9 protein-coding genes are annotated in these 14,997 nt (G+C 42.5%); 3 read left to right on the top strand and 6 right to left on the bottom strand.

Annotated features, from left to right (window positions below; all coding sequences use genetic code 11):
* Nucleotides 1-70 precede the first annotated feature (70 nt).
* The 5 genes from IQ274_RS02670 to IQ274_RS02690 form a co-directional block, all read right to left on the bottom strand.
* Nucleotides 71-3,379, bottom strand: a complete 3,309-nt coding sequence (locus tag IQ274_RS02670) for a type 2 lanthipeptide synthetase LanM family protein (protein WP_228058007.1) — start codon at nt 3,377-3,379, stop codon at nt 71-73.
* 341 nt (nt 3,380-3,720) lie between these two features.
* Nucleotides 3,721-4,011: a Nif11-like leader peptide family natural product precursor gene (locus IQ274_RS02675; RefSeq protein ID WP_114082563.1), complete on the bottom strand. Its 291-nt coding sequence runs from the start codon at nt 4,009-4,011 to the stop codon at nt 3,721-3,723.
* Nucleotides 4,012-4,250: 239 nt separating this feature from the next.
* Nucleotides 4,251-4,532 (bottom strand): Nif11-like leader peptide family RiPP precursor, encoded by a 282-nt coding sequence (locus IQ274_RS02680; protein ID WP_163935988.1) that lies wholly within the window; start codon nt 4,530-4,532, stop codon nt 4,251-4,253.
* A gap of 345 nt (nt 4,533-4,877) precedes the next feature.
* Nucleotides 4,878-5,252: a response regulator gene (locus tag IQ274_RS02685; RefSeq protein ID WP_163935991.1), complete on the bottom strand. Its 375-nt coding sequence runs from the start codon at nt 5,250-5,252 to the stop codon at nt 4,878-4,880.
* 106 nt (nt 5,253-5,358) lie between these two features.
* Nucleotides 5,359-6,897 carry an ATP-binding protein gene (locus IQ274_RS02690; RefSeq protein ID WP_193867289.1) on the bottom strand — a complete coding sequence of 513 codons (1,539 nt, stop codon included), beginning with the start codon at nt 6,895-6,897 and terminating at the stop codon, nt 5,359-5,361.
* Nucleotides 6,898-7,102: 205 nt separating this feature from the next.
* Here IQ274_RS02690 and IQ274_RS02695 point away from each other — a divergent pair, with 205 nt between their 5' ends.
* The 3 genes from IQ274_RS02695 (at nt 7,103) to IQ274_RS02705 (ending at nt 8,980) form a co-directional block, all read left to right on the top strand.
* Nucleotides 7,103-7,555 (top strand): cupin domain-containing protein, encoded by a 453-nt coding sequence (locus IQ274_RS02695; RefSeq protein ID WP_193867290.1) that lies wholly within the window; start codon nt 7,103-7,105, stop codon nt 7,553-7,555.
* A gap of 116 nt (nt 7,556-7,671) precedes the next feature.
* Nucleotides 7,672-8,214: a hypothetical protein gene (locus IQ274_RS02700; protein ID WP_193867291.1), complete on the top strand. Its 543-nt coding sequence runs from the start codon at nt 7,672-7,674 to the stop codon at nt 8,212-8,214.
* Nucleotides 8,215-8,497: 283 nt separating this feature from the next.
* A complete protein-coding gene (locus IQ274_RS02705) occupies nt 8,498-8,980 on the top strand; it encodes a hypothetical protein (protein WP_193867292.1) in 483 nt (160 codons plus the stop codon).
* Between the two features lie 248 nt (nt 8,981-9,228).
* Here IQ274_RS02705 and IQ274_RS02710 read toward each other — a convergent pair whose 3' ends face one another.
* Nucleotides 9,229-14,865, bottom strand: coding sequence for a PAS domain S-box protein (locus IQ274_RS02710; RefSeq protein ID WP_193867293.1), 5,637 nt, complete (start codon nt 14,863-14,865; stop codon nt 9,229-9,231).
* Nucleotides 14,866-14,997 lie beyond the last annotated feature (132 nt).

The raw sequence follows: 14,997 nt of genomic DNA on the forward strand, positions 1-14,997 counted from the left end.
TATTAGAAAAGTTAAAAAATAAATTATTTTTAACTTGATAAAAAGCTGTTTTTGGGTATGAATAACAAGCTCAATCCCACAACAATATTGAAGGCAAATTATTGTTAGCCAAACGCAGCAATTGATAACCAATTCCAGATATGCCGGGTAAAAAGCCAGGATTAAATACAGAATTGGGTAAGTTGGGGAACAGCTGATAAGCTCCAGTTCGCTTGGCTCTAGCCACAACATTTGTTACATTTTGGTGAGCAATTTGATGCCAATCAGAACGGGAACAGATTTTTGCACCGACTAACAGCACTTCCGCTCGACCGAAGTTGCCACAGCACAAGTGATCGATCGCTTGTAAGCCAAAACTCTGAGTAGTTTGGAGAGCGATTTCAATTTCTTGTTGAATTTCCGGCGTTTCCACGATTCTCAAGCTGCCTAAGCGTCCCAAACCAATGCCGGCTGCACCATGACACCACTTATTTGCAAAGTCAGGTTGCCCTGGTTGTCCCATTCTGCGGAAGTCTGGCCAGTTGGCTGTGGACTGGCAAAAGACGCTACGCTCATACTCAATTCCTGCTAAACCTGCTTCTAAGAATTTGTGTTCTGAGGTGGCGGCATAAAGTCTGAGCAAGGCATAAGAGATACCCGCAGCTCCATGAGAGAAGCCAGTTAAGGGCTTATCCCAATAAGTATGCCAAGCTTTGGGCGCACCGTTGTGGCTAACTTGACGGTTGATTAAATGTTGCCCACAGGCGATCGCTTTTTCTAAAACGGTTGCTTCTCCTGTGGCTTGATGCAGGGATAATAACCCTAAAATTGCCCCAGCTGCTCCACTCATAATATCCAAGTGTTCGTCGGCAGCAATTAGTTCTGGTGTCATCAAATTGGCCAATCTTTGAGCGTCTGGCAACAGCGTTGCATCGTTGAGGAATTGGCTAATTTTCACCAGGCTATAGATCATCGATCCTAAACCTGTTGCACCCCCAACGCCCATGAAACGAGCCATGCGTTCCCAAGTTTCAGGTTCAACGGTGTGGATTTGGCGACGCAGAGATTGCACTGTCCTCAATGCTAAATCACGGTAACGGGAATCACCAGTTACTTGACTTAGTGCAGCTAAAAACAAAGCAACTCCAGAGCGTCCGTCACTAAGACAATTATTCAATACTTGCAGTTGATATCGTTCGGCACGAGGCACGAAGTCTAAACCAATCCAGTTAACGCTGCCATCAGGGTCAGAAATGGCTCTGGTTTCCAGTTGAGTGGCGATTTCTTTGGCTTCAGCAATCAATTGTTCCGAATTCAGCAACGGTAACGATTCGCCTTGCCATTGCCCACCTTGGCGGCTGGAGGTGGTTGCAATCTTAGCATCGAAGGAGCCTTGAATAATCGCTACTTGTCGAGCTAGGTCGGTTTCATCCAGAGATTGCAACTGGTTGAGAAGGTCTTGATAACTGGATTGCTTGAAGTAGTTGGGAATGGAAGAAGAACCATTTAAACTCAGTTCATCAACCACCGCGCTAGCCGTGAAGAAGGGAATATCCAATTGTTCCATCGCTCGGAGTTCAGCGCTCAAAACGGGAAAGGCATTCGGTTTATCCTGAGCAACTAGAAAAGCACGACTGAGAACATCGAGTTGAATACTGTAATCTACACCGTGTTTGAGGTAATCGGGTGCCAAAGCTTTTTGGAGGATAATGCCATAAATGCGGGTGTTGCGGAAGATAAAGCGTACCTGCTGATTTTGCATAGCAGATAGCAAACTTTGGCGTGAAATTAAGAAATCTTTGTGCGCCATCAAAAAGCGATACATCTGCTCAAACCCAGCGGTGATTTCTAGTTGATAATCGTTTGGAGACAGAACAACTTCACCTAAAAACGGCACATTTTTCCCAATCGGCAAGGTTACAGGCTCAGACAACAGGTGCATATTATCTGTATTAATGTTCTGCCAACGTGGCACTTTACGGGGAGATAATCGGGGATCTGTGCTGCCTAGTCCGCTAATATCATAAGCGACACTGCGATCGCCACTAAAGTCCCAACGCGGTAAAAGTCCGGTGCGGAGTACGGAATCCCAAAATTGTCGTGTGGCGGTTGTTTCTAAATCTTGGGTAAGCGGTGAGTCTTCAATGAGATTTGGTTCATGGTGCAGCAGCGTTTCCATGTCAATCAGCACCAGATGTTCGCCATTGGCAATTAAGTTTTCGTAATGGCAATCTGTTCCCCGCAAAGCGTAAAGCACACACAACAACATCCCAGAACGCTGATAGAATCGTTTCGCAGCTGCTTCATCCACACAAGGCAACTGTTCAACATGTTCCACCCAACCGTAACCGTTGCGTTCTAGCACCTGAATGACTTTAAAATCTAAAAGATTGCTGTGTTGATTGCACCAATTCAAAAATTGGTTAAAGACAACCTCTAATCCTAAATCTTTGGGTTTATAAACAAGTTTAAGTCCAGACTCAAAGGTAAGCGAAATCACCGTTCGTCCGCGCTTATGTGAATCGGAAATGGATGTTTGAATTTCGGCAACTTTGTTTTGAGAAAATGGGATAATTCTTTCATCAAAAATTCGTTGAATATCTGTCCTATCTGCAACTAAACGTTCGAGAAATTCAGCAGTGAACTCAACCCAAAAATTGACTGCTGTTGCGACTAACCGACCGAGAACTGGATACTTTTGGAAGAACGCCAGCATTCCATCTTCTAGGAGCTGATTGACGAACTTGGTGTAGTGAGTGTTATTATTTTTTGTCTCCAGTCCTAGTAAGCCGAGCAAGCTTTGACCAAAGGGACGTACCTGGGAAAATTCAAAATCTAATGTCTTCGTGCAAAGTCCTGCTAATCGTTTCAGTAGACCACGTTCTAAAGAACTGTAAGCGTCGTGGGAAAGAATCGATAAGGGAAGACAATCTTGGGTGAATTGACTGTCGCAGCGAGTCAGTAATTGCTGTCTGGCTACCAAGATAGCAGGCAAAAGGATATCTTCAAAGGTAATTGGATTTTGTGAATCGATTGGTAAAAATACTTCAGTTGCAGAATTGAATCCTGTAGCGGTTTGGATGATTTGCTGCAAGGTTTCTGCCCACTCAGGCAAAGGTTGATCGGAAAGTAACTCAATGGTTCCCAATTTGCAACTAACAGTATCGAGGTCTAGCCCATCCCACTGTAAGCGTTTGTGTAACGTATCCCATTTACCTTCTGCTGCAACTTCGCACCAGCGATCGCGCCGACGGTTAATTTCTTGTTCGTTGACTCGATCGACATCAATTGCAAACCTGCTTTCATCAAGCCGTTCCCAGAGAAAGCTAGCATTGGCTGCGATCGCTCTTAAATCGTCTGATGTTTTCTGTTGGGATAAGCGAACAAGTTGTTGAACCATAGCTGGATTTCTCATGATGGAGTTAAAAGGTAAGTATCAATTCTGGTCTACGTTTTAATAGTTGGCATTAAGAACAATAGCGTTCGTCTGAAATAAGTTTTAAATTAAGTACTAATTAGATAGGCATAATTAAAATAACTTGTAATTCTTAATTGAATTAGTTGGCGTACAAGTCCCCAACAAATAAAGACTAAAAACTTGACTATTTGGTGGATTATAGGACTCATATATTATGATTTTTGAATAAGATTTCAGATAAAACCCTTATAAAACTGTCTTTTCAGTTTCAGTATGTTTTCAAAAATCAAGTCAGAGTCCTATATTTCACCAAAAATTACGAATTACGAGAGATAGCAGTGTCCGCCACCACAGCCGGCTGTGTGACATAGTTTGGGCGCACTATCAGCCATTGCACCGCCACTAACACTGAGTAATTCTTCTTCACTCAGTTCGTTTGAGTCCACAAAGGTCAGTTCTGCCAGCATTTGAGCTACGCTTTCGGCTGTGAAGGTATAACCTTTTTCTGCACTGGCAATTAGCAACAGTTTGATGGCTTCTGTTTGGGTAACTGCTGCTTGTATATTCTCGCGCAGTTGGCTATTTTGGAGTAGGCTTTGAATTTGTGACAACATAATTGTATTTTCTCAAATTTGGTGATAGTAATTGTTCATGGAATTCCCTCTTTTTCTTGATTAAAAAAGTAAAGAGGGAACTGTTATGCAGCATCTCTTTCGCGTTGAACCTCAGTACCAAGTATGGAAATTATCCAAATTAAAATATTGCGAAAGTTGGATATAAAAAGCTGTTTTAGAAAAACAACCTGACCTTGGAGGCTACAATGCCAGAGAGAAAGAGAAGCTACATATATTTTTTAGCAGTGTCCGCCACCACAGCCTTCTGTATGACATAGCTTAGGTGCACTATCAGCCATCAATCCACCACTAACACTGAGTAATTCTTCTTCGCTCAGTTCGTTGGAATCCACAAAGGTTAGTTCTGCCAGCATTTGAGAAATGGCTTCGACTGTGAAGTTATAACCTTTCTCTGCACTCGCGATCGCTAACACTTTAATAGCTTCTGCTTGATTAGTTGCTGCTTTTACTTGCTGTTGTAATTGTGCGTTTTGAAGTAATTCTTTAATTTGGTGTAACATCCGTCTATCCTCCGTTTTTGTTGACTTATCTAAACCGCAGAGATTCTACACTTGTTTTGTGCGGTGTTCTCTGCTCTTCTGATTTGAATTTAGAGAAGAATCGGGGAGAAGTAGGGGAGATAGTTGCAATAGCAGAAAAATTTTTTGGTTAAAAGGGGAGCAAGGGGCAGGGGGCAGGGGAAAAGATAGTGGAATTACCTCTGCCTGGCTAGGTTTGAGAGCAAGTAAATTTCAAGCAAATTTATTTATGATGACTACTGCACCCTCGCAAATAGATTTATGTATAGGGATTTCACCCAAAGCTAGAGCCTCTTGACGAGTTGAAACAGGATTCTGAATCTAAAACTAAAGGGCAACCAGTACTTCATTGATTTGCTCTGCTAGTTTCAATGGACGGAAAGGCTTGGCAAAAATAGCAGCGACATCCATATCAGTAAAACTCTCTCGATCTGATTGCTGAAGTTTAGCTGTTAATAAAATTACTGGAATTTTCTTAGTGGCGGGGTTAGCTTTCAGTTGTTGCAGAGTTGCACGCCCATCCATATCAGGCATCATCATATCTAGTAGGATGACATCTGGTTTATAGGTAGCAGCTACCTTCAAAGCTTCCTGACCAGAACTTGCTGTCAATACATTCCAGCCAGCAGCCATTTCTAATCCCAACTTGGCGATCGCCCGCACATCTTCTTCATCATCAACAATCAAGATATTTCTGTTCATAATGGCACTCTTGCAAAATGTATGTGATGATTTGCTTGATCGCTCTTGAGCTATTCTAAAGCCAGATCGGGGAAAAGTAGGGAAGAATTAAGCTGTTAGAAGCAGTTTATTGCAAACCTGGTAAAGGTAGCAGTACATAAAAGGTGCTACCTTCACCTAAAGTGCTTTGAACCCAGATTTTGCCATCATGTTGCTGGATGATATCTCGGCAAATAGCCAGTCCTAAACCTGTTCCTCCTTTGTTGCGGGAGTCGGATGCATCCACCTGTTGAAAGCGCTCGAAAATTATTTGTAATTTATCTTCAGGAATTCCTCGCCCTTGATCTTGGATAGTAATCAAAAGGTATTTGGGTAATAAAGGCTCATTTTCTTGAGGCTCAATGCCTTGGGATTCTGAGAGAGTGGCACTGATATACACCGTGTCTCCTGGTTCAGAAAACTTAATAGCGTTGCTTAGTAAATTAGTCAGGGTTTGCAGCAGGCGATCGGGATCTGCCCAAAGTTCAACTTCTACAGGATTTATGATCAATTTGACTTGGAATTGATCTGCCATTGCTTGCATCGCTTCTGTGGCAGTAGTTAGCAAGTCTGCGGCGTTGTACTTCATCTTCCGCGTGAAGATTTTGCCCGATTTCATCCGCTCTAAATCGAGAATATCGTTCACTAAACGAATTAGGCGTTCAGTATTAGTGGTGGCAATGCTCAGAACTTTTTGGCCTTGTTCATTTAGAGTTCCCAGTTGTTCTGAACCCAATAAATCTAATGCTCCCATTGTGGAAGTTAAAGGTGTACGCAATTCATGACTGACTAAAGAGATAAATTCGTTTTCTAGGCGTTTGCGTTCGGTGATGTCATTGGCAATTAATAAAGCACATGGTACTCCAGCTAAGTCAATCAATTCGAGAGATATTAGTATGGTTTTTAGTTCTGCATACTTAGTTGAAAATTCAAATTCTAGATTGTATAGTGACCCAGTTTCTGGCAGAAGTTGAATTGTTTGAGCGATTGCGACTGTGTTTTTACCCAAATTAAGTTCAGTGGCAGTATTGCCAATCACTTCGTCTAGAGAGTAGCCGCTCATCTTCAAAAAACTGGGATTGACATCAATAAAACAAGCATCTGAGACTGTAGCGATCGCGATCGGATTAGGACTAGAGCGAAAAACTTTAGCAAACTTCTCTTCTGCTTTGGCGCGCTCGTGAATTTCCTGCTGCAACCGCTCATTTTGGGCTTGGAGTTGTTGTTGCAGTTTCCAAATCGTTAAGTGATTTTCAATTCGAGCTAAAACCTCTTCTAGTTGAAAAGGCTTAGTGATATAGTCCACTCCCCCAACTGCAAAGGCTTTCACCTTATCTAGCACATCACCCAAAGCGCTGATAAAAATTACCGGAATTTCACGAGTGCGATCGCTTGCCTTCAAATGTTCGCAGACTTCATACCCATTCATCTCCGGCATATTCACATCCAGCAAAATCAGGTCGGGAGGAACTGCATTTGCCCCTCGTAAACCCGTAGAACCCTTAGTGACACTCCGAACTTTATATCCCTGTTCCGTCAACATGGCAGATAAAAGGTTCAGGTTTTCTGGCGTGTCATCAATCACCAGTATGTCTGCTTTGGGAAAGTTGAGCGGCTCTTTAGGCATTGCAATATCGACTTTAGCCAGAATAGGCTACTAATGATTTCTAGAAATTGTAACCTTAGTCCTAGGTCTTAATAATCGTTTACAAAATAAATCCCAATTACTCATTTATCTACCCTAGTTCTCCCCGATTAATTCCTAATCTTAAAAGCATCAAATCAAATTTATAGCTCACACCTACCAAATTGCAAAGTCCGGAGTAACTTGTATGCAAACTTCAACCATGCGTAAACCAATTATTCTTGCACCAGGAGAAGGTAATCAATTCTCAATTATGGGTGGACAATTTACAACCAAAGCAACTGGTGAAGAAACAAATCAAGCTTGGAAAATTTATGAAATTACAGACACAGAAGAAAATGGGCCACCACTACACACTCACCCTTGGGAAGAGGCATTTTATATTCTCGAAGGAGAACTAGACATCCAAGTTGGTACAGAAACTATTTTGGCATCAACCGGCTCTTTTGTTAATATTCCTCACAATGCACCACACGCCTTCAAGATTCGTTCTGCTACTGCTAAATTTTTGGTTTTAATCTCACCTCAAGGCGCGAAAAACTTTTATGAAGAAATGGGTCAAGTTGCAGATAGCCCATCACCAAACATGGAAAAAGTGCAGCCTATTTTGAACAAATATGGATTGCAGTTTCTAGCGTGAATCTTTCGTTTGGATGTAGGTCTTACAGCTAGCTGTACGCCCTTACGGGGAAAAGCTATACATAAACACGCAGAATTTGCATTTGTTGATAAATAAATCTATTTCTAGAAAGCAATATGTACTCAATAACAAAATCAAAAGCTGCTCACCTTTTAACTACTAGTGCGTTGAGTTTGGGAATCATCGCTAGCCTTGTTTTTTACCCAAGCGCAAGTCAAGCGGGTAAAAATGATGCTGGAGTACCTGCCGAACTTCAGGGCGAGTGGCGGTACGGTCGAATCTCGTCTATCCAATACCAAGACAGCTACACAGGTCGTCCAGCAGCCCCAAATGGTTCAAGCGATCAATTTCAACTCGCATCTAACGGTAACTACCAGCGAAATCGGCTGCTTCAAATCACCACTTATAACTGTGCATCTAATCTCTTCATAGAAGAAAAAGGCAAAGTTAAGATTGAAGGTCAACGTCTGACTTTCCAACCTAGCGACAGCACATCCAAAGGGCAAATCTGCAATAGCGGGCGCACCTACTCCAGCCGCAATTCGGCAAAGGCTGAGACTTACGAGTGGTCGATTGAGACGAATGAATCCGGGCAGCAAGTTCTACTACTTGCAACCCCCGATGGCAAGGGTCTAGCTCACTATGGGCGACCTCAATAGATATCTGGTTAAAAAGAATGTGGAGATGCGAAAGCGAGTAGAATTTCGCGTCTCTACAATAAACCCAATACATCTTGCAATACGGTTCTTTTGATGACACGCCCTAGATCATAAAGACGCGATAAATCGCCGTCTCTACAAAGGACTGATTATTCGGCAATTTATCGCGTCTCTTGCCTTAACCGAACCCTATTGCAATACATCTTGGATTATCCATTTTTTCTCTCCCCTAGTTCTCCCCGATTGCTTTGTAATCTATAAAATATCGAACTGAGGTTATCCCATGATTCACCATATTTCAATTGCTGTTAAAAACCCCAGCCACGTTGCTCAAGTTCTGGCGGAAATTTTAAAAGCACAAGCTGTTCCATTTCCTCCTAACCCAGGAAGCTATATGGTTATACCTTTTGATGAATACGGTACAGCCATTGAACTCTATCCTTTAGGCTCTCAAATTGAACCTGGTGAAAATGATGAAGAATGCATATTTGTCCGTACTGCAATTACTTCTATGTATACAGATATTCATGCAGCTATTTCTGTACCCATCAGCCAAAAAGAAATTGAACAAATCGGTGTCCGTGAAGATTGGCGTGTAGTGCGCTGTAACCGCGATTCTTTCTTTGATGTGATTGAGTTTTGGGTAGAAAACAGATTAATGATTGAATTGCTAACACCAGAAATGGCATCTCAATATTTGAAATTCGCCACTCAGCAAGAAAATCTAAAATATTTTGTGGCAGAACCTGCTTTAGCAACAACTTGATAAATATATAGGAATCCCTCTTGATTTGTGAGAATTGCAATTACAAGATACCCGACTCATCAAAAAAGTTGGGTATTTTACAATACGCTTAGGTTAAGTATTTTTTCGTTTTTTCTGTTTCCTATGCGTCTCTGTGGTAGCCTGCGGTAAGCCGTCCGGGTTCGGGGGTTCGCAATCGACGGGAACCGCCAAAACTGCGACCCCCTCACCGCTCCGCGTCTAAGTTAAAAAACTTACGCAAAACTACACTAAAGATCAGTAACATCAATAATTTCATCGAAGCAGAAACTTCGGACTAAATTTGTCAATTTTTCTGCCAAAGTAGAATGTGTTGGTGGAATTTGCTCAATTAGTTGAAAAATCCTTTCGGCATCGACTTCAACGGCTGCCTGATTAAGTTCTGTTACCCATTGAGCAGGCATAATGGTAATTGCAGAGCGAAGATCCAAAATGGAAAATTGAATATTCTTTAGGTTATTGTCTGTTGAATCTTCACTACTTTCTTCTGTACAGATATAACGCACCTGCAAATATTCAGCTATCTTTTCAAAAATCACCTGCTCTCGAAATGGCTTACGAACCAAGTCGTTGCAACCTGCGGCTAAGATACTCGCCTGTTGTTCTTCAAAAGCACTGGCAGTTAGGGCAATAATTACAGTGCGGTGATTTGTATTTGTATTTCTTTCCCTGGCTCTAATCTCTTTAGTTGCATCGTAGCCGTTCATTACAGGCATCCGCATATCCATCCAAATAAGATGAGGCTGCCAAGTTTGCCACATTGCGATCGCTTCTTGTCCATTATTTGCAGCCTTAATTTCAAAACCAATGCTACTAAGAAGTTGCACAATTAAATCGCGGTTTTCTTTACGGTCATCCACTACCAGAATCCGGTAAGAGGGTTGGCCTGCTGCTAGCTCGATCACACGTCCCTTATTCAACCTTGGTGAAACTTTCAATGCTGCGGCTAAATTTACTTGGATGTCAAAGCTAAAAGTAGATCCTTGTCTTGGGGTACTCGTTAAGTAAATATCGCCACCCAGCAACCGCACAAATTGGCGGCTGATTGTCAATCCTAGTCCAGTTCCTTCTTTGGTTTGAATACCACTTGTTGTCTGGACAAAAGGCTGAAACAAGTTATTCATTTCTTCTGGTGCTATTCCCCGTCCAGTATCTTCGACTTCAAAGTGAAGGAATGGAGCATTGGGGATTGGGGATTGGGGATTGGGGATTGGGTATTGGGCATTGGGGATTGGGGATTGGGTATTGGGCATTGGGTATTGGGTATTAGTTATTTTTCTAGTTACCCGATCATCTTGTCCACTTATTCCCTTATCTTCAGTCCCCAGGCCCCAGTCCCCAGTCCCCAAGCTTACCCGCAACGTTACTCCGCCTGTTTGAGTAAACTTAACGGCGTTACCCAAAAGGTTAATGAGAACTTGGCGGAGTTTCCCTTCATCTGTCTGGATATAACGGGGAAGATTGGGAGCAATTTCAAATCTGAGGAATAATTGCTTTGTTTGTGCCTTTACCTGAAACATTTCTTGTAATGTTTGCAACAGCAGATAAAGGTCGAAGTCTTCAGGGGTGAAAATGATTTGTCCAGCCTCAATTTTGGACATTTCCAGGACATCGTTAATCAGATTGAGCAAGTGTTCGCCACTGCGGTTAATGGTAGCTAAAGATTCGCGTTGGTTTGAGTTGAGGCTAGTATCTCGTTCCATTAACTGAGAAAAACCCAGGATGGCATTGAGAGGCGTGCGGAGTTCGTGGCTCATATTAGCGAGGAAAGCACTTTTAGCTTGGTTGGCAGTTTCGGCTGCTTCTTTGGCAATTCTCAGCGCTTCTTCTGCTTGATGTCTGGCTCGACCGATCGCAATTATTTCACCTACCAGCTTCAATAGATTAATATCTTCTTGACTCCAGGTTTTCGAGCAGTGAATCATCGCTGCACCAACAAATCCCACTACATTGCCAGCATGAACCATTGGCACTGCTAGTAAAGACTGAAACGACATACTTTCAAAAACTTTTCGCTCAGGTAGATGGGGTGGTAAATTTTCCACACAAGAGATTTGTCGATGCCTACCACGGAGAATCGGTTCGTAGAAATAGGGGAAAACTTCTACAGGCGAGCCTTTTGCAATATCAATCAATGGTGCAACATCTTCACCACACCATTCATGGATGAGGTGGAATTCACGTTGATCTTGGGAGCATTCAAAGATGCAACTGTGTTCGGCACTAATAAACTCAGCGATCGCTTGGAGTGTAAAATTAATTGCTGTTTCTAAATTTTGGTCAATAAATTGGCGAGAAATGCTACTGAGTAAACTTTCTGCTTGAGTCCGACGTTGCAGGGCGGCTTCTGCTTGTTTGCGATCGCTAATATCACGAGCTACACCTACAATCTGGAAATTACCCTGGGCATCTTGTGTGCGGACTGCATTAGAGGTTAGCCAAACCCAGCCCCTAGTGCGATGTTTAGCGCGGTACTCAGTACCAGAAATTCCTTCACCGGTTGCGAGGATAGTTTGGGCGACTTCTTGACATTTTTGCACATCATCGGGATGAGTAAATAATGCCAAAGAATTACCCTCCATTTCGCTGGGGGCAAATCCGGTAGTATTCAAAATATTAGGAGAAATATAGTTGAAAACCCCATCAGCACTGATCGCGAACAGCACATCATTGACCTTTTCAACGATAGTGCGAAACTTTAACTCGCTTTCTTGTAGGGCTGCTTCTGCTTGTTTGCGTTCTAATTCGGCACCGGCACGGGCTGCAAAGATTTTGATAATCAGTTCCCGTCCCGGATCGTGCTTCATAGGTTTGACATCTATCACTGCTAGATGTCCAATGATTTCCCCAGAGGAACTGGTGAGAGGAACGCCAAAAAAACTCTCGGCATTCATCCTCACTAAATCTGCATCTTCAGGGAAAGCAGCTTGCACTCTTTGGGGGTAGTGGCACAGATTGCCTTCCAAGGTATGTTGACAAGGAGTGCCGTGCAAATTGTATTCCAAATTTTCGTTAATCGCCCCGCAAGACCAAAATGCCAAAGTGCGGACTTTAGTTTTCCGCTCATCATGAAACTCAGTGACTAGGGCATATTGAACTTGCAATACTTCAGCCAGATAACGAACGCAGGAATTGAAGAATTCATTACCTGTTTTTGCTGCTGTACCCTCAACAATTAAGCGTAAAGCCTGTTCTTGCCGTTTGCGATCGCTAATATCTGTAAAAACGGAATCTAAACAGGATTCTTCAGCGTTGAGACGGAGTGACAACAGTAACCAAACAACCGAACCATCGAGTCGCTGTAGTGCTACTTCAAAATTACGAACTTCACCATCTTTTTCTAACTCTGCTAACATCCGTGTGCGATCGTCTGGATTAGCATATAAGTCAGTTGTGAAAAACTTGCCAATCAAGTCAGCAGCAGAGGCAAAACCTAAAATATCGGCACCGCGTTGATTAGCCTCGATAATTAATCCATCTTGTTGCCGAGTGCGGAAAATACCCACTTGAGAATTTTCAAAGATGTTGCGGTATTTCATTTCACTACGCCGCAAAGCTTCTTCTGCTTGCTTGCGTTCTGTAATGTCACGTCCTACACCCAAAATAGCAACTGTGCCACTCTCAGGATTAATTGTCGAAGTATTAAAGTTGAACCATCGCCAATTGCCATTTTTGTGTCTTAATCGCACCTCAATATCAGTCAGTTTTTCTCCAGTAGCAGCCCTTTGTAATGCTGCGGCGCTAGTTGCTAAATCTTCCGGTTTGGTAAACTCCACCACAGAATGACCTTCTATTTCCTCTAGGCTGTATCCCATAATTGAGGTAACATTAGGCGAATGATAGGTAAAGATTCCATCTAGGTTAAGGACGAATATCAGGTCATTAGCATTTTCAACGATGCTACGGAACTTTAACTCGCTTTGCTGGAGGGCTGCTTGAGCGCGTTTGCGTTCTGTGGCATCAGTGCCTACTGAAAGAATTTCGATTAAGTTTCCTTGTGCATCTAATATGGGTTTATTTGCCCAGACTATCCAGACGCGATCGCCATTTTTGCATAAGTTCTCATTTTCGTTGAATAGATAGTTTTCTGGGTGTTGACAAATATCAACCATTAATGTCTGTAAGTCGCGCCCAGAAGTCTCGGTTTCTGGAACAATTGTGCCGATGACATTATGCCCGATAATTTCATTTAAATCGAAGCCAAAAAGCCTTTGACCGTAGTCATTTAAAAATATAATGTCACCGTTGCCGTCCCAACGCAGAATAATACAGTTGGCTGTTTGCACCAAATCTCGATACTGGACTTCGCTTTGTCGTAAGGCTTCTTCGGTGCGCTTGCGATCGCTAATATCGCGCACGACTGCCAAGATGTGTGGCTTACCGTTGTAAATGCAAGTCGTTCCTTTGACTTCCACATCTATTAAAGTACCATCTTTACAGATATCAACTGCTTGCCCATAAAATTGCTCACCAGATCGCGTTGTTTCAAGAAATTTTAGAAAAACTGAATGTGAGTTTGGGTGAATATAGACAGATGGATGTAAAGTGAGAAATTCTTCATAAGAATAACCGTGCATTTGACAAGCCGCAGGATTAACTTCAGCGACTTTTTCGTCCTCTATATCAGTAATAAATAGTCCATCATTGATTGCTTCAAAAATAGTGCGATATTGCAACTCACTTTGCCTTAGTGCTTCTTCTGACCTTTGGCGTTGGGTGATGTCGCGGAAAGTCCATACTCTACCAATAATCTGTTCGCCAATGCGCTGAGGACAGGAATATCGCTCAAATATCCTACCATCTTGTAGTTCTAAGCAATCATAACTAACTACTTCCGGCTGTGAATACAATTCTCGGACTCGTTGCAAAAACCCATCGGGGTCTTTTAGCTGGTTTGCCAAATACGCCAGTCGCTGAGGATGATCTGGTTCTGTCAAAAGCTCTGGTGTGATTGACCACATTTCTAAGAACTTTTGGTTATGAGTAGTGATATTAGTTAAACTATCAACTACTAAGATACCGTCTTGAATCGATTCAAAGATCGCGCTTAACAGAGACAAAGAGTTTTCTAAGGCTACTTGAGTTTGTTTGCGATCGCTCAAATCCCTTCCTAAAACCACCAGAGCCTTGCGTCTACCATCGTGGTGAAATAGGGGAGCTTTAATCATATCGACACTGCTGACTGTCCCATCAGGTCGAGGTATAATTTCTTCTACCCGATGCACACATCCCAACTGCCAGGCTTGTTCATCTGTTTCGTTGCAGTTGAGTAAAGCATCGTGATAAAAATTGCTAAATTCTGCCAGTTCGGAGTCTGTTTTACCTTGATAATCAACCCCTTGTATCTCTAAAAATTCTAGGTTAGCCTGGTTTGACAGCAACCATTTTCCCTCGCCGTCCTTTAAGCAAATAATATCGGGTGTAGCATTAATTAATGTCTGCAATCGCTCTTCAATCTCTTGCAAAGATTCTTGAGTTTGTTTCGTTAGCGTGATATCGCGAATCACCAGTATTGCACATCGATCATCAGTCAGTTCGGTACAGGTACCAGAAATTTGTAGTGTTAAAGTTCGCTCACCCTGCTGGTACTGATAATTTGCTGTTTCATACTCCCCATTGAGTATCTGCACATCAGGATAGGCTGGCTGTCCTGCTTGTGCTAAGGGTAGCAAGTCAGTTAATTTTGCGCCGCAGATATTGCCGTGGGGTTGATTTACCAGAAGAGATTCAAAATGAGAATTGCACCATTGAATGCGTCGGTCTTCTCCTACCCAGACTACAGCATCAGCGATCGCACCTAATGTTACTTCCATCTTGGTGAGGGTAGCTTGCAATTGCTTCACCTGCTCCAATTGTTTAGCGCTCATCACCCACTCCTTAATGTCTCCTGGTATAGATAGAACAACTTGGTATAGTGATTGTATCTATAGTTGATCATTAAGGTATTTAACTATAGCAAAACTACATACTGCCTTTAAATGTTACAGCAGCAATACGGT

It is taken from the genome of Nostoc sp. LEGE 12447, from assembly GCF_015206985.1.
In the GTDB taxonomy this organism is placed as follows: Bacteria; Cyanobacteriota; Cyanobacteriia; order Cyanobacteriales; family Nostocaceae; genus Nostoc.

Coding starts and splice junctions, on each gene's coding strand:
- IQ274_RS02670 (WP_228058007.1), bottom strand. CDS start 3,379: ATGGTTCAACAACTTGTTCGCTTATCCCAACAGAAAACATCAGACGAT.
- IQ274_RS02675 (WP_114082563.1), bottom strand. CDS start 4,011: ATGTTGTCACAAATTCAAAGCCTACTCCAAAATAGCCAACTGCGCGAG.
- IQ274_RS02680 (WP_163935988.1), bottom strand. CDS start 4,532: ATGTTACACCAAATTAAAGAATTACTTCAAAACGCACAATTACAACAG.
- IQ274_RS02685 (WP_163935991.1), bottom strand. CDS start 5,252: ATGAACAGAAATATCTTGATTGTTGATGATGAAGAAGATGTGCGGGCG.
- IQ274_RS02690 (WP_193867289.1), bottom strand. CDS start 6,897: ATGCCTAAAGAGCCGCTCAACTTTCCCAAAGCAGACATACTGGTGATT.
- IQ274_RS02695 (WP_193867290.1), top strand. CDS start 7,103: ATGCAAACTTCAACCATGCGTAAACCAATTATTCTTGCACCAGGAGAA.
- IQ274_RS02700 (WP_193867291.1), top strand. CDS start 7,672: ATGTACTCAATAACAAAATCAAAAGCTGCTCACCTTTTAACTACTAGT.
- IQ274_RS02705 (WP_193867292.1), top strand. CDS start 8,498: ATGATTCACCATATTTCAATTGCTGTTAAAAACCCCAGCCACGTTGCT.
- IQ274_RS02710 (WP_193867293.1), bottom strand. CDS start 14,865: ATGAGCGCTAAACAATTGGAGCAGGTGAAGCAATTGCAAGCTACCCTC.